Below are 18,214 nucleotides of genomic sequence, written 5' to 3'. Positions count from 1 at the left end.
GGGTTTTAACCTTTCATGCGCTCGGTCATGCTGTTCAGGGTTTTGATCTGGACGGAAAGGTCGCTGACTACGTTTCTGGATAGGGTCATGGCATCAGAGGTTTCTATGGAAATCTCGCTGATTCCGGTGATGGAACGGTTTATTTCGTCACTGGCGGCACTCTGCTGGTCAGCTGCGGTGGCAATAGACTGCACCTGTGCAGTAGCAGCATTGACCAGTGTAACTATCTCACGCAGGGACTCACCGGAAGCGGTAGCAAGTTCGGTTACCTCGGTGATTGTCTCTACAGATTTCACCGTGTTATCGATGTTCTTGCGTGCTTCGTCCTGAATACTCTTCACTGCATTGGAAACATCGTTGGTGGCGGCCATTGTTTTTTCAGCCAGTTTACGCACTTCATCCGCAACAACAGCGAATCCACGGCCAGCTTCCCCGGCCCGTGCCGCTTCAATTGCAGCGTTGAGCGCCAGCAGGTTGGTCTGGTCTGCAATATCGTTAATTACATTGATGACTTCGCCGATGCCTTCAGCCTGATTGCCGAGGGTGGTCATGTCTTCCATGAGGACTTTGGATTGCGTGGACACTGTTTCGATACCGCCTACTGCGCGGAAAACAACTTTTGCGCCTTCTTCGGCCATGTTGCGGGCTTTGTCTACGTCCTCAGCTGCACTGGCAGCGTTTCGGGCCACTTCCATCACTGTAGCGTTCATCTCTTCCATGGCGCTGGCAGTCTCTTCAACGCGGCTGGCCTGTTCAGTGGCTCCGGCGCTGGATTGTTCAATCTGTACCATCAGGTTTTCGGATGCGGCGGATACGGAATCAACTACATTATCAAGTTGAATAGCGGCTTCGAGAAGTTCTGCGGCCTTGGTTTCGGCCAGATCGTTGGCGGCTTTGGCCTCGGCGCTTGCTCGTAGAGCTTCTTCTGCTTTGTATGCGGCTTCCTGTTCTTTGCGGGTAATTTCAGTAATATTTTCCTGTAAGGAATCTGCCATTTCGGAAAGAGCGACCTGCAGTTCGCCAATTTCATCTTTGCTGGTGACGGTCAGGTTAGTGTCAAAGTTGCCGGATGCTATTTTGCGTGCTTCTTCCTTGATTTCAATGATGGGTTTAATGATTCCTTTACCCATGATGATTCCTGCCGGAAGGAGAATGAGCAGTAAAAGACCGGCGGAAATTCCGCTTTGGATCAGGATGGCAGTGAAGTTCTGTTCTTCCATTTCAGTCCTTATGAGTGCCGCCTGACGTTTGATGTTGTCGATGTATACTCCGGTTCCGATCCAGAAGTCGGTGCCCGGAATCATCGCTGCGTAGCCCAGCTTTGGCATGGGTTTATCATATCCGGGCTTATCCCATGTGAAATGTACGAAGTCTCCGCCGTTGCGGGCTGCGCGGGCCAGTTCCCGTACGGAATAAATGCCGTCTTTGCCTACAAGATTGTCGAGGTCCTTGCCATGCAGTGAGGGCTTTACCGGATGGGCAACGTTAACCGTGTCTTTGTAGATAAAGTAGTAGCCGGAGGAATCATCTTCATAGAATGCGTCCTTGATCATGGTACGCATCAGCTTAAGCTGCTCCTGCTCGTCTCCTAAGTTTGCAACTGCGCCGGAAAGAGCCGCTGCCATTGATGATACTGCGGATTTGAGTTTTTCCTTCTGGCCATCGAGCATTATTTCCTGTGCCTTTTGAGCCTCAAGTTCTGTGAGTTCATATGAAGAATATGCGCTGAGTCCTATGGTGATCAGCGAGGTGAAAATTGCAATGCAGAAAAGAACGGCAAGTTTGCCGCGAATGGAAAGTTTGGTCACTTTTCCTCTCCCTAATGTAATGAGTGGGTCTGATCTCTTTCGATTGGAAGAATTCTTTTGGGGGGATATCGCAAAGAGAAGTTAGCTTGTTAGACTTAATAGTATTGCAAAAGGTTATCAATATCAACCTATAGTCGTGAAATAATTCCAGCGGATTCAATTAACCTCTGGAATGAGATTAACATCTATAAGATGAAAGACATCATACTTTTATATGACATAATGTTAATAAATGTTTGGTTTGTGTGACGGGAATGAACATCAATGGCTAAGCATATTTCTCGGAAAAATGTTTTGAAATAGAGCAAAACAGTCCTTGGATGAATAGTTTTTTTCTATTTCCGATTTGTGAGGTCTGAATTATTTTATTGTTTTTATTATCAAAATGACACATTGATGTTTCAGTAATGGTTCTATATCGTGACACTCGCTGTGGCAAATTCTGATCTAGATGAGATGTATTTCTTTTATTTAAAATTCAGTTTTAGGAGTGAGTAATGAAGAAAATCGTACTAATGGCCCTTGTTGCCGTATTTTGCGTTTGTTCTTTTGTAAATGCGGATGAAAAAATTGTGATTTATACTTCTCAGCTTGAGCAGGATGCCCAGCAGACCGTTGAAGCTTTCAAGAAATCCAATCCCGGTATTGATGTTGAGTGGACCCGTACAGGTACTACTGCGCTGATGAATAAATTGCGTGCTGAATTTGCAGCGGGTAGTCCTCGCCCTGATGTAATTCTTATTGCTGATATGGTGACCATGGAAGGGTTGAAGAAAGAAGGGCGCCTCATGGCTTATAAAGCTGCCCCGACTAAAGGCTATGATCAGAACCTTTACGATAAGGATGGGGAATTTTTCAGCACAAAGATCATCAGTACCGGAATCATTTACAATGATAAGGCTCCGTTCAAACCTAAATCGATCAAGGATCTTGAGCGTCCTGAGGCAAAGAATCTTTTGATCATGCCCAGTCCCCTTTATTCTGGAGCTGCTGCTGTGCATATGCATACACTGACTCAGGATTCCGCTCTCGGCTGGGATGTATATAAAAAACTGGCTGAGAATGGCGCAGTAAACAGTAAAGGTAACGGCGGAACCTTCAAGGCTGTAGCCAGTGGTGAAAAACTCTACGGTTTTTGTATCGACTACCTGCCAATTCGTAACAAGCTCAAAGGTTCTCCTGTAACTTTCATCATTCCTGAAGAGGGAGCCAGTGCTGTAACGGAACCTGTGGCTATCCTTTCCACTGCCAAGAACCCTACCGGCGCGAAAAAATTTGTAGATTTTCTGCTTTCAGATGAGGGCCAGAAGCTCGCTTCCGCTCAGGGTTTTATGCCTGCTAAAGCAGGCATTACTCCGCCCGAGGGCTTTCCTGCAAAGATAAAGCTTATGAACCTAGATACCTCCAAGGCTCTTGCTCAGGATAAAAAGAGCAAAAGAAAATTCGTCAAGGTTTTCGGCGGTTAATCTATGTTTTTAAATAAAGCCGTCCGGGCCGGGGTTATCCCGGCCCGGGATAGCGGTCTCGCAATTTTCCTTCCGGTTTTTCTCTCGGTGTGCATTCTTTCCGTGATGCCTACCATTCGTTTGCTGGTGGAGTCCGTGGTTCCTGATGGGACCTTCAGCCTTGAGATATTGCGTGAAATCATGGATGAATCCGGTACTTGGAAAGCTTTTCGGCATACTATTTTTGTAGGGGGCTGCGCCACCATGCTGGCGACTCTGTTAGGTTCTGCCATGGGATTGCTGGTGGGATTGACTGACATCCGCTTTCGCAAGGCTCTGACTTTCTGTTTCATGATGCCTATGATGATCCCGCCGCAGATTACGGCTTTGTCATGGATTCAGCTTTTCGGACCTTCCAGCGTGTTATTGAATTTTTTGGGTATTGCCCCGGCTCCGGGAACGCCTCACCCCATGTACTCTCCATTTGGGATAATTCTGCTTTTGGGGATTCAACAGGCCCCGCTTATATTTCTTTCCCTTAAGGCAGGGCTTGCGGCTATGCCTCGGGAAATGGTCGAGGCCGCCCGGGTTTGCGGTGCTGGTAATAGTCGAGTGTTGCGTGATATCGTGCTGCCTTTGATGACTCCGGCCCTGACAGCCGGGATGGCACTCGCTTTTGTCTCCTGTATTGGTAATTTCGGTATTCCGGCTATGCTCGGTATTCCTGCCGGTTATACGGTTCTGACTACATTAATATATCAGCGGTTGGCCATGTTCGGTCCTGAAGTTATTGCTGAGGCAGCATCTCTTTCAGTATTGATCAGCATGCTTGCCTTATTCGGCATCCTGCTCCAGTCCTACATGCTTAATCGTAGGGACTACCGTTTGGTGGGTGCTCCTTCTGAACTGCTTAAATACCGTCTCGGCAAATTACGTTCACTGGCCGAGTTCGCGAGCTGGATGGTTATCCTGCTGGTGTTGGTTATTCCTCTCTGTGCCCTGTTTTTTTCATCATTAATTCCTTCCTTCGGGGTGGAGTTGAATGCTGAGACCATGACCTTTTCCAACTACTTCAATGTGCTTTTCAAGCATGACGCAACCACAAGGGCGTTTATCAACAGCTTCTCTCTTGCCGGGGGAGCGGCCTTGATTCTCTGCCTGGTCGGTATCCCTTTGGGCTATTTTCTGGTCTGGCAGAAGAATTCTTTGCTCCGCTTTATGAGTCCGCTTATGGAGTTGCCGTATGCTCTTCCCGGAGTGGTGCTGGCTATCGGGTGCATTCTGCTTTTCCTTAAACCGGTCTTCGGAGTAAGTATTTATGGTACGGTCTGGATCATCCTTGTGGCTTATCTGGCTCGTTTTTTACCTATGGGACTGCGTCCGGTAATAGGCGGTTTCACCCAGACCGACCGGGTATTGGAAGAGGCTGCCCAGATGTGCGGAGCCGGTTTCTTCCGACGCATGAAGGACATCATTGTTCCTTTGATCATGCCCGCCGCAGCCACCGGAGGCTTGTTTATTTTTCTTGCTGCTTTCAATGAGCTGACCGTTTCGGTGCTGCTTTGGAGCTCCGGCTCAGAAACATTGGGCGTGGTTATCTTTAACCTCGATGAGAGCGGAAATGCCGTGCTTGCATCGGCTGTATCCATTTTGGTCATTGTGGCTGTTCTGCTCTTGATGACCGTACTTTCTTTTCTTGGGCGAAAGGCACCTAAGGGTGTGATTCCATGGCAGGGCTGATGAAATTTTTACTATTTGCGGAAGATTAAATGGCTGAAGTTGTAATTGAAAATATTGTGAAAAGTTATGGCGAAACAGTGGCTCTTGATCACGTTTCCCTGAACATAAATGACGGGGAGCTGGTCTCCGTGCTTGGTGCATCCGGCTGCGGAAAGACCACCTTGCTGCGGGTTCTGGCAGGATTTGAGGAAATTGATTCCGGTCTGGTCCGGGCCGGGGAGTATGTTTTTTCTTCCGGCACAACTCATGTCAGCCCGGAGAACCGTAATGTGGGGGTGGTTTTCCAGTCCTACGCCCTCTGGCCGCATATGAATGTAGCTGAAAACATCGGCTATCCACTAAAAATTAAAGGCAGGAACGGACAAGCGCTTAAGTTGGCTGTGCGTGATGCCCTTGAATCCGTGGGGCTTTCCGGTATGGGGGACCGTAACCCGGCGGATCTTTCCGGAGGACAGCGCCAAAGGGTGGCATTGGCCCGTTGTCTGATTATGGCTCCGGATGTTGTTTTGCTGGACGAACCGCTGGCTAACCTTGATGTGCATCTGCGTGAATCCATGCTCATGGAATTTAAATCTTTTCATGAAAAGACTAAAGCAACCATGCTTTTCGTAACTCACGATCAGTCCGAGGCCATGGCTATTGCTGACCGCATCGCAGTTATGGATCATGGGAATATTGTGCAGTTTTCAACTCCGCAGGAACTTTATGATTGTCCGGCAACAGTGGGAGTGGCTCGATTTGTAGGAAATGGGTCGGTACTTCCGGTTGAGGTTCAAAAATCCGGTGCCGCAGAATGCGAGCTTTGCATTGACGATTACTGTTTCACGGCTCGTCATAGCGGAGCCGAAGCAGGGCAGAAGGGGTTTTGTGCGCTTAAGTGCGGCTGGGTAAGACCGGGGGAGAATGGACTTTCATGTACAGCCAAACGTAGTATTTATACCGGCGGACAGACCCATGTGGAATTGCAGGTGGATTGTCTTGGAGAGCTTTCGGAGTCCGTGAATCTGTGCCTACCCGGATTTGCCCATATGCAGGCGGGGACACAGATAAAAGTGGAAATTATAGACGGCTGGTTTATCGGGTGAGGTCAGTATTGAGTCATTAAAAAAGGGGTTGCCGATTTTCGGTAACCCCTTTTCTTTTTGATTCAGCGGAAAAATTATAAATCCAAACCCTGTTTCTTATAATCATTAAGCTTGTTGCGCAGTGTTCGAACTGAGATACCCAGTAGCTCTGCGGCCTTGGTGCGGTTGCCGGAAGTCTGGTCCAGACTTTTAATGATCAGTTTCTTTTCCATTTCGGAAATGGGCATTACTGCGAATTCTGCTGCTACGCCGTCAGCATTTGCAGTCTGCTCTTCAGTAGGAGCAGCACCTTCGGTGTGTGCTTCATCCGGCATCCATGCATCGGGGTCGTTAAGGAAATGCTTGGATTCAATGGGGCCTGCACCAGCCAGCAAGACCGCTCTTTCCATGAGGTTTTGCAACTCACGTACGTTACCGGGCCATTCGTAACCCAGCAGCCAGTTTGTTGCTTCCTCGGAAAAAGCCAGAGGGGACAGTCCGTATTCAGTGCAGTATTTATTAACGAAAAATTTCGCCAGCAGCAGAATATCTTCCCCGCGCTGCGCAAGGGCGGGAAGTTTGAGCGGAATGACGTTCAAGCGGTAGAAAAGGTCCTGCCTGAATTTGCCTTCCTTTACTGTTTCTTCAATTGCCCGGTTGGTTGTAGCCAGAACGCGTACGTCAACTTTTACGGTTTCCACTCCGCCGACTCGGTCGATTTCTCCTTCCTGTAAAACTCTGAGCAGCTTGGCCTGTAAGCCCAGCTCCATTTCAGTGATTTCATCAAGAAGGATTGTTCCGCCGGAAGCCAGTTCAAACTTACCGAGTTTGCGGTTGATGGCTCCGGTAAATGCGCCTTTCTCATGTCCGAAAAGTTCTGATTCCAGCAGATGCTCGGGCAGGGCGGCGCAGTTGATAGCCACGAAAGGCTTGTCGTTGCGGTCTGAATGGTGATGCAGGAAGCGGGCGAACATTTCCTTACCTGTTCCTGATTCACCTGAAATAAGTACTGTCGCTTTTGACTTGGCTACCTGTTTTGCAAGGCCCAGAACGCGGGCCATAGCCGGGTGCTGTCCGATGATCTGATAGCGGCCCTGTGTGCCTTTTTGTTCCGGTGCGGCAGGTTTGTCCGCTGTTCCCAGCTGATCCGCTGAGGGCATGGAGGAAGGCTTTTCATCAGGAAGCATAAGTTTGATCTTCTCCCATGAAAGCGGTTCCAGCCAGTAATCGCGGGCTCCCAGTTCCATGAATCTCTGGGCTTCATCGGCAGAACCGTTGCGGGAAAAAACCACTACCGGAGGGAAATTTTCAATATTTACGGCTTCGGCCAGAAGTGCCTGAGCAGAATAGCCCTGCATGACCGGCCTGGTGAAAATAAGGCACGGTTTTGACTTTTTAATGAAATTGATGGCCCCGGCAAGGTTGTCGGCCAGTCCGGCTTGAAAACCCGCTTCTTTGAGCGGGGAAAACACGGATGTCACGGATTGGGGTTCGGCTATGAATAGTAATGTACTCTCAGGCATGTAGATTCCATATCTCTAAGTGAGAACCTTTTCAACTCCATATATATTATTAAGGCTGATTAATTAAGGGAAAATCTTAAAATACGAGCAGAATATCCCTTTTTGCAGGCGGGTTTATGTTGAAAATGTATGAAATTCTTTTGTATAATACCCGCTTAAGTTCTGCACTGCGTATTTTTGGGCTTTCTTTCATATTGATTAGAAAGGAAAATTTATGATCAAAACGCAAGAAAGTTAAAAATAATTTCGATTTACGAAATCAACAATATTGTGTGGAGTTGTCTTTTGCAGGAAAAATAAGGGGTGATTTTAACAAAAATGATTTTTCATAAGATAGATAATTCGCGAAACGCTAAAAAAAGAAGTGTTCATCCAAAATAGAGATGGACTTGCCGAATTTTGTTCCATTTGGTACCCGTTTTTTTCGAGCTAAGAACAATTTTTTACGGGATTTGTACAAAAGTGATAAAATTTAACAATGTCAATAAATACTACGGTGACTACCACGCCCTGAGGGATCTTAACCTCCATATTAAAAAAGGCGAAGTGGTTGTTGTATGCGGGCCTTCCGGATCTGGTAAAAGTACCATGATCCGTTGCATTAACCGTCTTGAGCCCATTCAGGAAGGTGAAATTATTGTAGAAGATATGGATGTGAACGGTCCGAGGGTTAACCTGCCCCTGCTGCGGGCGGAGATCGGATTCGTATTTCAGTCTTTTAACCTCTATCCGCATATGACGGTTTTGGAAAATATCATCCTTGCCCCGACAATGGTTCGGAATATGAAACGCAAGGATGCTGAAGATCTGGCCATGGAACTCCTTTCCAAGGTCAACATCCCGGACAAGGCCGGGGATTATCCCTCCCAGCTTTCCGGCGGTCAGCAGCAGCGTGTGGCAATTGCCCGCGGTCTGGCTATGCGCCCCAATATCATGCTTTTCGACGAGCCTACTTCCGCCCTTGATCCGGAAATGATCAACGAGGTGCTGGACGTAATGAAGGCTCTGGCCCGTGAAGGTATGACCATGGTTTGCGTAACCCATGAAATGGGCTTTGCCCGTGAGGTTGCGGACAGGGTTATATTTATGGATGAGGGAACTCTCATTGAGGAAAACACTCCCGATGAATTTTTCCACAACCCGCAGCATGAACGTTCCAAGCTCTTCTTGAGCAAGATCCTTTCACATTAGGGGAATTCCCCATCTATTATATATGATGGGTGTAAATAGTGAGGTGAGGTAATTGCTTGTAAATTAATTTTTACAGGCTCAGTATCAGGAAGCTCGCGGTTTCCGGTGTCGGGGATCGCTCTTTTGTATACTCTTTGTCTATTTCCACGCAGGAGGAAAGAATGAAAAGGTTTATGACTCTGGCTCTCGCAGCCGCTCTGGTTATGGCTTTTGCTGCAACTGCATTTGCAGGTGCCACCTATGACAGAATCATGAAAGACAAGGTTATCCGTGTCGGTATCATGACTGACTCCATTCCCGGCGCTTTCTACAACGCCAAGAAAGAATGGGTTGGATTTGATGTTGATATTGCTAACGAAATAGCAAAACGCTTGGGCGTTAAAATCGATCAGGTTCCCGTTAACAACAAAACCCGTATCGGTTTCCTCCAGCAGGGCCGCATTGACGCTTCCGTTTCCAACATGACTCACAAGCGTTCCCGTGACAAATCCATCGATTTTTCCATCACTTACTTCTTTGACGGTCAGAAGATGCTTGCTCCCAAAGGCAAGTTCTCCACTCTCAAGGACTTCGTAGGTAAAAAAGTTGCTGTTATGCAGGGTACCACCTCTGAGCTGAACGTTAAGAACCTGCTCAAGAGCCTCGGCGATGCTGCTCCCAAAGTTATCTCTTACCAGAAAGAATCTGAGTGCTTTCAGGCACTGCAGATGGGCCGCGTAGATGCATGGTCTACCGACTCCACCATCCTGCTCGGCTACGCTGCACAGGTTCCCGGTAAATACGAACTGGTTGGCGACTTCTTCTCCAACGAGCCTTACGGCATCGGTCTGGTTGAAGATGATTCCAAGCTTCGTGACGCCGTTAACTTTGCACTGCAGGATATGTGGAAAGACGGTACCTACGAAAAGATCTACAACAAGTGGTACGGTCCTGACACCAAATACTACTTCCCCCTTACTGAAAAAATTGAAATGTGGCCCTAGGCTTCATTTGATTTGCTAGACAGGCGGGGTCCCGTGGCCCCGCCACTTTTTAAATTGAAGACAAAGAGAAAGTTTCTGCAATGATCAATCGCTATCTGGAAAAAACTTGGGTTCAGTATCTATGCCTCGCCACTGTGACCGCCATACTGGTCTACTATTTTGGCTGGGTCTTCGACTTCGGCTACAAATTCGATTGGTCGGTATTATACAAAGAAGATCCTTCTTACGGTGAAGTGCTGGGCGGAATGCTCGTCACCGGTCTAAACCTGACCATCAGTATTTCGCTTATGAGTTCGGCAATTGCGCTGGGCCTCGGTATTCTTTTCGGGCTGGGCAGGCTTTCTCAGTTCAAGCCGGTATATTATTTTTGTACCTGTTACGTTGAATTTTTCAGAAACACCCCGCTGCTGGTGCAGCTTTTCTTCTGGTATTTCGCTCTGCCCATGGGCTTACCGGAAGCAGCCCGTAATTTTCTCTTTGATCAGAATTTTGAAATGCTCTCCGCCACAGTTGGGCTTGGTATCTACACCAGTTCCTTTATGGCAGAGGTCATTCGTGCCGGTATCCAGTCCATTCCCAAGGGGCTGCTGGAAGCGGCGTATTCATCAGGGCTGACTCCTTTTCAGACTCTGACCAAGATTATTCTTCCGCTCGCTTTCCGGGCCATCATTCCGCCGCTGGGCAGTGAGTTCCTGAACAACATGAAGAACTCTTCGCTGGCTATGGTTGTAGGTGTGCCGGAAATCTGTTGGGCCTCCCAGCAGATCGAAGGTATGACTTTTAAGGGATTCGAGGCCACCACAGCCGCCACAGTAATATATCTTTCCCTCTCCCTGACCATCGCCGGTATCCTTACTTTGGTTAACTGGAAGCTGCAGATTGTTCCGGTCAAGGACCGTACTCTGGGGCACAAGTTTGCGCATATGCTTTTCTGGCCCTTTGAAGCTCCATTTGCTTTCATTGCCAAAATGCACCGCCGTATAAAACGCAGACGTCAGGATGACTTCAGCCTTTCCAGCGCACAGGCTGCGCGCAAGGCGTTTATTGCTAAACTGTCCAAGGTGCTTGGACTTATCTGGAAGGGTACTTTTCTGGCTTGTCTGGGCTTTCTGGTTGTGTCCGCGCTTTACGGTGTCTCCAAATTTAACTTTGAAGTTATTCGCGAGAATATCGGAACGATGCTTTGGTGGAGATTTCCCGAAGGTGATCCTAATGAAATTCTTTGGGGACTGGGCGGTCTGTCTTTCTCCATTATCATGTCGGTGATTGCTATTTCTGTCAGCTTCTTCATCGGTTTGATCGTAGGTATCGGGCGTACTTCCAAGAACAAGCTTTTCCTGATCCCGTCCACTTTGTACATTGAGCTTATTCGCGGTAACCCGCTGATTATGGTTATTTTTTGGATCTATTTCTTTATCCCGATTCTGACCGGGCAGTTCCTGAACGTTTTCTGGTCGGCGACTATTGCTTTGACCGTATTTACCGGGGCATATCTGGCTGAGATTGTCCGTTCCGGTATCCAGAACCTGCCCCCCGGACAGTTTGAAGCTGCGGTTTCTACCGGGCTGACTTACTGGCAGGCCATGCGTAAAGTTATCCTTCCGCAGGCATTGAAGCAGATGCTTCCGGCTATTGTGGGACAGTTTATTGCGATTTTCAAAGACACCTCTCTGGCTTTTGTTATCGGAGTTCTCGAGCTTACCTTTGTTGCTCAGGGTCTCAACAACAGGCTGATGATCTATCCCTTTGAAATTTATACTACCGTAGCATTTTTGTACTTTATTTGTTGCTACCTGATGAGTCTCGTGGCAAGACGACTCGAACGGAAGCTTTCAACCGAAACTTTCCGTCTGCAAATGTAATTGATTTCCCTCCCCCCGTTTAAGTATAATTTTACGGGGGGAGGGCTTTTGACATCGAAGCGTTTCGGAGTTGTCGCATGCTCGGTAAGAGTGTTCCTGTTTTTTGTTATCACGCCGTCTGTGAAGAGGACGGTCATTCCCCCGCCACTTTTGCTTCCCATCTTGATATGATTCAGGAGATGGGATTCAAGACCATTACTGCCGACCATCTTTATGAAATCTGCATGGGTCGCAAGCCCATTGACGATAAATATGTGGTGCTCACCTTTGATGATTGCCATATCAGCAACTGGATCAATGTTGTGCCCATGCTTGAAGAGCGGGGTATGACCGGGGTCTTTTTTGCGGTCAGTGATTTTATCGGTCAGGGAAAGATCAGGAGCAGGGCGGATGTTCCGCAGATGCTCTCCATGCGTGAGTCCTTCATCAAGGCTCTCTCTGAAAACGACAATTCCCAGTTCATGAATGAAGCGGAACTGAAATCGCTGGTTCATGACAAAGGTATGGAAGTTTACGCCCACACCTGCCGTCATCAGGGTTGCTTCAAGGATTTCCGTTTCAAAGGTAATTTTTCTGCAGACTCCCATTGGTCTACATGGGGTGTGTATCGTAAATTTGATTCTGAGCTGCCGACCTATGATTATGGCAGTGCTTTTGCCTACAATGGGCTCTGGCCTCAGTTCCGTAAGGGCAAGGTAACCTTCAAGCGTCGCTCCGATGATGAAAGACGCAAATTTATTCGCGAAGATTTCAAAACCTGCCTTGAAAAAATCAAGAAGATCAATGGTGCGCGCCGTCAATTCTTCTGTTGGCCTTGGGGAGATTTCGATGTCATCGGTATGCAGGAGGCTGCAGCAGCCGGATTCTGCGGAACTTTCACCCTTGAGCGTTCTGCTAATATGCTCGGCACCGATCCTATGCGTATCAACCGAATCGGGGTTGGCACCAGCAAAGATGCTGCATGGATCAAGCAGCGGTTGCATATGTATTCCAATGAAGCCTCAGCCATGCTTTGCTTCAAATTTTTCACCAAGCGCAATGATATCGGCAAGGTCCTCTATATCACCGATACCGAAAAGCTTTCCGGCGGCAGCAGGCAGCTGATCAACAGTGCCAGAGCCATGATTCATGCCGGACTCGGTGTAGTGGCCGTGCTCAAACCCGGCTCTAAGCTTATTCCGGAACTGGAAGAATTGGGTGTTGAAGTTATTGTTCTGGATGACTTCAAGAATATGCTCGCTGCTGCTGGGTTCCTTTCCCATGTGATCGAAGAGCACCAGGTGGATGTGGTTCATACCTATCACAACCGTGCGGTCAAAATCGGTTGCATTGCCAAGGGACTTTCCTTGCTTGGCGGGCGCAAGTTCAAACTTTTCTTTAACCGTGGTGTTATCTACAAACCTAATCCGCTGGCGCCGCTCTTTTCGCTTATCGGTAACGGTTACATTTGCAACTCTGCCAAGAGCCGTGAAGTCCTGCTCAAACATTTTGTGCTGCCCAAGCGTGCGCAGGTGGTCTACAACTCTTTTGTGGGCGGAGGGCGCAAGCCCAAGCGCGCTGCGGAAACTTCCATTATTTACGTAGGTAACGAGGGTCACGCCAAAGGTCCTGATGTATATATCAAGGCGGTGGACCGTTTGCTGGCGCAGGACAAATGCGAAGGCGTTCGTTTTATTGCCGTGGGAATGGAAGACCTTTCCGCATATCGGGATGTTGCTTCTCCGGCAACGTTGGAGCGTATTGAGTGCCCCGGCTATATCCCCCATGAGGAAGTTGTTAAGCTGCTGGCGACCTCGCATATTTACGTCATGAGTTCACGTCAGGAATCCATGCCCAACACCCTGCTTGAAGCTTTCGAGTGCGGCTTGGCAGCCATTTGCACCAAGGCAGGGGGCACTGCTGAGCTGATCCGCGACGGAGTCAACGGACTGCTCTGCGAAGTGGAAGACACCGAAGCTCTCGCCACGTCCATGAAAAGACTCATCGAAGACGGTGAGTTGCGTAGTGAAATGGGACGTTTGAATCGCAGGATCGTGCGTTCTTTCATGTCTACCACAGCAAAAGCGCAATCGCTTCTGACCGTGTATTCCTCATTGCCCGGAGATAAGCCTCAGACTGCACTGCCGGACATTGACCGGCTGATTAAGAAATAGCGTCGCGAAGTTTCTTACCGAAATTTTCGCAGAGCCATTGTTCTGCCGGGGTCAGCTCATGCGCAACATTCCAGACGTAGTAGAAGATTCCTTTCAGTTCATTTTCAGCTAGCTTTATGGGAAGTTCTACCAGTTTACCGGATAGAAGGTCCTCCGCAACCATATTGCGGGGCAATCCTGCCCAGACTGTTCCGGCCAGAACCAGACGGTGGATTAACCGGCTGTCCTCAAACAGCCATACCTGATCGCTTTTTTTGAATGAATCCGGGAGCCGGGAACCGTGCTGGCTCATGCCCATTGCTTGTCTATATGATTGCAGTGTCTCTTTGGTCAGTGCTTTCATGTCTGCCAAGGGATGGTTTGGTGCAGCCACAGCACAGAATTCCATAAGAGACAACTTTTTAAAAGAAAGTCCGGATGATGCAATATTGTCCACTGGGACATCTATTCCAACGTCCGCTTGTCCCGAACTTACATTTTTTTGCACATTGCCCACAGCCCCCCAGAGTACTTCTAAGTCAATGGTCGGAAATCTCTCTTGGAAAGAATTAAGGACCTGAGTTGTAATATGCAGGGGCATATACTCGTCCAGTGCAAGGCGCAGCAATGTCTGTTCGCCTAAGGCGAGGCGGTCGGCATGTTTGATCAATTTTTCTGATTGGCGCAAAAGTTTGCGGGATTTAAAAAGAAGCTCTTCTCCTTTCTGCGTAATCTGTGGATATTTTCCGCTCCGGTCAAAAAGGGTGATTCCAAGATCATCTTCCAGATTCGCAATGGCTGTGCTTATCTGGCTTTGAACTTTGCCTAGGCTCCGGGCAGCGGCGGAAAATGATCCCGTATCGACTACCGTGACAAATGCTTCTATGTGCTCAATGGAAAATCTCATGTTGATATAACCTATCTTGTTTTAAGATTGTTTCTATCTTTACCAAACTGAATAAAAGATTGAAAGAAATAAAAAACAAGAAAGGAGAGAAGCTGTGCAAACAACATTACGTTCACCCGTATTTCGGGCTATTTTTGTTTTAGTGATTGATCTTTCGCTGATGGTTTTAATGACGCCGATTTTGTCGTTAGTCCTTTGGCAGAATTCCGATATTACCGGACGGTTCATGGTGATGGTCTCACTTATGACTATTCCGGTTAACTATATTTATACATTGGTGTTTGATCATACGATGCTTCGGCAAGGTAGGGATCTCTATGAGCGCAGTCTCGGGCTGAGGCTGTTACATTCTTTGCTGCTTGAATCGATTATGCTGCCTGTTGTCGTGCTCACTGCTATACGCGTGCTGGGTGTCGGGGGCGGCAAGGCTTTGGCTTTAGGATTGTTTATGGCTATGCTTGCAGGTGCTTACAATCTCTTCATGAACAGGGCTTTTGATTCTCAGGAGCATTTAAAATGCATCCCTAAAAGACAGGCTGCGTTGCGCGAGCCTGTCCAATGCAGTGTTTGGTCTGTTGATCGGTAAACTGCAATTTGTGGCACTGGAGTCTCCTCTGTATACTGTGGGGGGCTTGACCATTGGTTCCAGCACAAGAGATTTATGGAGAAGGGTCGAAGAACTCTTCTCCATTTTTGTTTTTACAAGAAGAGTTGTGGAGGGGATTTCTTTTGGTTAACGTGGGTTTGAATAATCCATCCGTTAATCAGAAGGGAATATAAATGGGCAAACTCTACAGCGATACTTATTGGTCTGATATGCACGAACCCGTTCGCCGCAAACTCTTGATGGGGTCCGTGGGGGCGAAGCATCTTTTTGATGTCGGGGCACATGCTTTGGAATCAGACCCGCAGTTGGGTGTTGAATTGTTGCTTGCGGCCTATAGCTCCAACCCTTTAGATGGCAATACCGCAGCACAGCTTAGCCGGATAGAAGGCTTGTTGCCGCTTTTCCCTTCTTCTGTAGTATCCTGCCTTAAGGGAGTTGCTGCCAATTGGAAGCAGCCGGAAAACCTTTCATATTTTTTGCGCATTACAGGTAAGCGTGATGCTGACAAGGTCAAGAAATATATCCTTTCTTCTCTTGAAAAAGAACCGGGTAATCTCTTCTGGATACAGCAGGGTATGGTACATGCCGGGGCTTTTGCCGATTTTGGATTCGGGTTGGAAATATTGTCAGGAGAGTTCTCCGCTGAAATTCTTCCGGCAATTAACTGCTCCAGAGCCTTTTTACACTATATGAGTGAAAATGCGGCAGAAGCATTTCCTCTACTTATGTCCGCTTCTGACGTTTTCGGACTGAATAACATGGCTCAGCTTGTTGCATCCGTATCTTTGAAGCTTGGGGAACGCGAAACCGCCATTTCTATCCTTGCCGGGGCTGTGGGGGCACAACCTTGGAGAACTTCCGAAGCTATGCGCGTCTATGATCTGGCTTGCGGATTGGATGAAAAGACTTCTCCGTTGCCCGGAAGTCTGGCCATTCTTCTCTACTGTTTCAACAAGGCTGAAGAGCTGGAAGCAACGCTCAGTTCCCTGCATCGCTCCGAACTGCACGGGGCCAAGATTTTTATGCTCGATAACGGTTCTTCTGATGGCACTGCCGAGGTCATCAACAAGTGGCAGAGTGAGTTCGGGGAGCAGATGGTGCGCATTGATCTGCCCGTAAACGTAGGAGCTGCCGCTGCCCGCAACTGGTTGATGAAGGAATCACAGGTTATGGAATCCGATTTTGCGGTCTACCTTGATGACGATGTGGAAGTTGAGCCGGACTGGATTTCCCGTTTCGGCGCAGCGGTCGAAGCCTATCCCGAAGCCGGAGTCTGGGGCTGCAAGGTTTTGGATCATGCCGCTCCCTCAGTCATGCAGTCCGTGGACCTGCACATCATTCAGCCCGTGGGTGATGAAGGCGACGGGCCTGAAGTGGATTTGTCCAAGATCGCACCAAACCCTTTCCGGTGTTCGGATCTACATCTCTATCTTTTAGACAGTGGATATTTCGATTTCATGCGCCCTTGCGGTTCTGTTACCGGGTGTTGTCATCTGTTCAGGACACAGAAGCTGCTTGACAACGGAGGCTTTTCCCTGTTCCTTTCTCCCTCGCAGTATGACGATCTGGAGCATGATTTGCGCAGTTGCCTGAAAGGTGATTTTCCTGTTTATCAGGGGCATTTGCGTATCCTGCACCGTAAGCGGACCGGATTTGCCAGCCATACCAATGCCGCACAGGAAGGCAATGCGCTGGGTAACAAATATAAGATGCAGGCCATGCATCCGCGTAGCGAAATACTGCAGATAATGGCTGATGAAGAAAGGCTTCTTCAGTCCGACCTTGAGAAAAAGATGCAGTATCTGGTGCGGAAGGGGATTCTGGCCGGATAGCCAAATACAGGGAGAGTGCCATGTCCGACCATGATCAAACTCAGGAATTTCTGAATAACCTGCCAGAGCTGGAACCCGGTAAGACTTTCGGTTTTGCCTGTCATCCCGAAGTGCGTTGCTTCAACGCCTGCTGCGGTGACCTTAACCTCATGCTCACCCCTTACGATGTTCTTCGTTTGCGCAAGGGTTTGGGGCACGACAGCAAGAAATTCATCCACAACCATGCGGATATTACCCGTACTCCTGGAACCGGTTTTCCCATGTGCAAACTGCGTATGCTCGACAATGCTAAGCGCAGTTGTCCTTTCGTGCGTGAAGAAGGTTGTTCTATCTATGAAAACCGTCCTGGTGCCTGCCGCACTTACCCCCTTGGGCGTGCTTCCCGTATGGACGAGAACGGCGAGACCATCGAACAGTTTTTCATCGTTCAGGAACCTCACTGTCGTGGATTTGAAGAAGACAAGGCTTGGACCAGCGATGAATGGCTGAAAGATCAGGGACTCGAACCGTACAACGAAGTTAATGACCGCTATATGCGTATCATGAACCGCGCCCATAAAGCTGGTGTTGTCCTTGATGAACGCAAGCTGAATATGGCTTTTCTCGCCCTCTATCAGGTAGATAACTTCATTAATTTTATCAAAGACATGAACGTGTTCTCCCGTCTTGATATTTCCGAGGAGCGCCAGCAGGCTATCCTCAATGACGAAGAAGAATGCCTCAGCTTCGCCCTCGATTGGGTTGAGCTGATTGTGCTCGGTTCTTCTGAAAATTTGCAGCCTAAGAAGTAAGGTAAACATATTGTTTTAGGGCCTAGTTAGGAGTACTAACTAGGTCCTAAGCTTGACAATAGTGTCTTTGTTGTATATTGAATAATAGACGTTTGCTTGCAGGAGCCCACGCTTCCATGAAGGCGGACCATACGCCTCTGTTGATATCCCCCATATCTACAAAAGAAAATAGAAATCAGTTTAATGTTAATGGGGGTGCTATGATGAAATTCATATCTTATACTTGTTCTGTTGTTGGAACTGCAATTCTCCTTTTCAGCTCCACTTCTGTTTCTGAATTTGTAGGAACTTTTCTTATCTTATTAGTATTATTTATCCAGCCACCTAGT

General features: G+C 48.1%; 13 protein-coding genes. 10 read left to right on the top strand and 3 right to left on the bottom strand.

Going from position 1 to position 18,214, the window contains the following annotated elements; all coding sequences use genetic code 11:
• Positions 1-5: 5 nt before the first annotated feature.
• Positions 6-1,808 carry a methyl-accepting chemotaxis protein gene (locus DESAL_RS17225; RefSeq protein WP_015853241.1) on the bottom strand — a complete coding sequence of 601 codons (1,803 nt, stop codon included), beginning with the start codon at positions 1,806-1,808 and terminating at the stop codon, positions 6-8.
• 497 nt (positions 1,809-2,305) lie between these two features.
• On the opposite strand from DESAL_RS17225, the gene DESAL_RS17220 reads away from it, so the two are divergent.
• The 3 genes from DESAL_RS17220 to DESAL_RS17210 are packed head-to-tail and all read left to right on the top strand — an operon-like array spanning position 2,306 to position 6,078.
• Entirely contained in the window at positions 2,306-3,274 is a 969-nt protein-coding gene (locus DESAL_RS17220) for an ABC transporter substrate-binding protein (RefSeq protein WP_015853240.1), read from the top strand.
• Between the two features lie 3 nt (positions 3,275-3,277).
• Positions 3,278-4,993 (top strand): ABC transporter permease, encoded by a 1,716-nt coding sequence (locus DESAL_RS17215; protein WP_015853239.1) that lies wholly within the window; start codon positions 3,278-3,280, stop codon positions 4,991-4,993.
• A gap of 29 nt (positions 4,994-5,022) precedes the next feature.
• Positions 5,023-6,078 (top strand): ABC transporter ATP-binding protein, encoded by a 1,056-nt coding sequence (locus DESAL_RS17210; protein WP_015853238.1) that lies wholly within the window; start codon positions 5,023-5,025, stop codon positions 6,076-6,078.
• A 74-nt stretch (positions 6,079-6,152) separates the two neighbouring features.
• On the opposite strand, the gene DESAL_RS17205 is transcribed toward DESAL_RS17210, so the two are convergent.
• Entirely contained in the window at positions 6,153-7,580 is a 1,428-nt protein-coding gene (locus tag DESAL_RS17205) for a sigma-54-dependent transcriptional regulator (protein ID WP_015853237.1), read from the bottom strand.
• Positions 7,581-8,042: 462 nt separating this feature from the next.
• Between DESAL_RS17205 and DESAL_RS17200 the strand changes: the two genes are divergently transcribed.
• From DESAL_RS17200 to DESAL_RS17185, 4 genes are all read left to right on the top strand, one after another.
• On the top strand, positions 8,043-8,771 hold the full coding sequence (locus DESAL_RS17200) for an amino acid ABC transporter ATP-binding protein (protein ID WP_015853236.1): 729 nt from the start codon (positions 8,043-8,045) through the stop codon (positions 8,769-8,771).
• 161 nt (positions 8,772-8,932) lie between these two features.
• Positions 8,933-9,754, top strand: coding sequence for a transporter substrate-binding domain-containing protein (locus DESAL_RS17195; RefSeq protein ID WP_015853235.1), 822 nt, complete (start codon positions 8,933-8,935; stop codon positions 9,752-9,754).
• Between the two features lie 80 nt (positions 9,755-9,834).
• Positions 9,835-11,616: an amino acid ABC transporter permease gene (locus DESAL_RS17190; protein WP_015853234.1), complete on the top strand. Its 1,782-nt coding sequence runs from the start codon at positions 9,835-9,837 to the stop codon at positions 11,614-11,616.
• Positions 11,617-11,693: 77 nt separating this feature from the next.
• Positions 11,694-13,769 (top strand): glycosyltransferase, encoded by a 2,076-nt coding sequence (locus tag DESAL_RS17185; RefSeq protein WP_015853233.1) that lies wholly within the window; start codon positions 11,694-11,696, stop codon positions 13,767-13,769.
• Here the strand turns inward: DESAL_RS17185 and DESAL_RS17180 are convergent.
• A complete protein-coding gene (locus tag DESAL_RS17180; RefSeq protein WP_015853232.1) occupies positions 13,759-14,655 on the bottom strand; it encodes a LysR family transcriptional regulator in 897 nt (298 codons plus the stop codon). The two genes, DESAL_RS17185 and DESAL_RS17180, sit on opposite strands and share 11 nt — an antisense overlap.
• Before the next feature lie 94 nt (positions 14,656-14,749).
• Here DESAL_RS17180 and DESAL_RS17175 point away from each other — a divergent pair, with 94 nt between their 5' ends.
• The 3 genes from DESAL_RS17175 (at position 14,750) to DESAL_RS17165 (ending at position 17,885) form a co-directional block, all read left to right on the top strand.
• Positions 14,750-15,241 carry a PACE efflux transporter gene (locus DESAL_RS17175; RefSeq protein ID WP_015853231.1) on the top strand — a complete coding sequence of 164 codons (492 nt, stop codon included), beginning with the start codon at positions 14,750-14,752 and terminating at the stop codon, positions 15,239-15,241.
• 194 nt (positions 15,242-15,435) lie between these two features.
• Positions 15,436-17,094, top strand: coding sequence for a glycosyltransferase family 2 protein (locus DESAL_RS17170; protein ID WP_015853230.1), 1,659 nt, complete (start codon positions 15,436-15,438; stop codon positions 17,092-17,094).
• A 20-nt stretch (positions 17,095-17,114) separates the two neighbouring features.
• Positions 17,115-17,885 carry a YkgJ family cysteine cluster protein gene (locus tag DESAL_RS17165; RefSeq protein ID WP_015853229.1) on the top strand — a complete coding sequence of 257 codons (771 nt, stop codon included), beginning with the start codon at positions 17,115-17,117 and terminating at the stop codon, positions 17,883-17,885.
• Positions 17,886-18,214: the final 329 nt, after the last annotated feature.

The sequence above is a fragment of the Maridesulfovibrio salexigens DSM 2638 genome, from assembly GCF_000023445.1.
GTDB classification, from domain to species: domain Bacteria; phylum Desulfobacterota; class Desulfovibrionia; order Desulfovibrionales; family Desulfovibrionaceae; genus Maridesulfovibrio; species Maridesulfovibrio salexigens.
This window is presented reverse-complemented; position numbering and strand designations above follow the sequence as displayed.

Bases quoted from the DNA above. Each gene is read 5' to 3' on its own strand.
- DESAL_RS17215 (WP_015853239.1), top strand. From the start codon at position 3,278: ATGTTTTTAAATAAAGCCGTCCGGGCCGGGGTTATCCCGGCCCGGGAT.
- DESAL_RS17180 (WP_015853232.1), bottom strand. From the start codon at position 14,655: ATGAGATTTTCCATTGAGCACATAGAAGCATTTGTCACGGTAGTCGAT.
- DESAL_RS17205 (WP_015853237.1), bottom strand. From the start codon at position 7,580: ATGCCTGAGAGTACATTACTATTCATAGCCGAACCCCAATCCGTGACA.
- DESAL_RS17195 (WP_015853235.1), top strand. From the start codon at position 8,933: ATGAAAAGGTTTATGACTCTGGCTCTCGCAGCCGCTCTGGTTATGGCT.
- DESAL_RS17210 (WP_015853238.1), top strand. From the start codon at position 5,023: ATGGCTGAAGTTGTAATTGAAAATATTGTGAAAAGTTATGGCGAAACA.
- DESAL_RS17220 (WP_015853240.1), top strand. From the start codon at position 2,306: ATGAAGAAAATCGTACTAATGGCCCTTGTTGCCGTATTTTGCGTTTGT.
- DESAL_RS17190 (WP_015853234.1), top strand. From the start codon at position 9,835: ATGATCAATCGCTATCTGGAAAAAACTTGGGTTCAGTATCTATGCCTC.
- DESAL_RS17165 (WP_015853229.1), top strand. From the start codon at position 17,115: ATGTCCGACCATGATCAAACTCAGGAATTTCTGAATAACCTGCCAGAG.
- DESAL_RS17170 (WP_015853230.1), top strand. From the start codon at position 15,436: ATGGGCAAACTCTACAGCGATACTTATTGGTCTGATATGCACGAACCC.
- DESAL_RS17185 (WP_015853233.1), top strand. From the start codon at position 11,694: ATGCTCGGTAAGAGTGTTCCTGTTTTTTGTTATCACGCCGTCTGTGAA.